Below are 264 nucleotides of genomic sequence, written 5' to 3' on the forward strand. Positions count from 1 at the left end.
GCCGATATGCGAGCAGGCTTTTGGCAATTCGGGCCCTTGTTTCGCCTACATTAAGCTATACTCGTACAATCAGAAGACGAAGAAGTGTGAAGAATTCATTTACGGAGGCTGCCAGGGGAACGACAATCGTTTCATCACATTGGCCGAATGCGAACAGAAATGCATAAAGTAACTGATACCTTCGAATTAACGCACGCTCTTTTCTCAAGCTGATGTATAAAACGATGAAGCTTGGTATAAAAACTATTAAATATATATATGGGC

General features: G+C 41.7%; 1 protein-coding gene. It reads left to right on the forward strand.

Going from position 1 to position 264, the window contains the following annotated elements; all coding sequences use genetic code 11:
* Window positions 1–4: 4 nt before the first annotated feature.
* Complete coding sequence (locus F0U47_RS22965; protein ID WP_497463096.1) at window positions 5–172, forward strand: BPTI/Kunitz-type proteinase inhibitor domain-containing protein; 168 nt, start codon at window positions 5–7, stop codon at window positions 170–172.
* Window positions 173–264 lie beyond the last annotated feature (92 nt).

It is taken from the genome of Nocardioides antri (assembly GCF_008373765.1).
GTDB lineage: Bacteria > Actinomycetota > Actinomycetes > Propionibacteriales > Nocardioidaceae > Nocardioides > Nocardioides antri.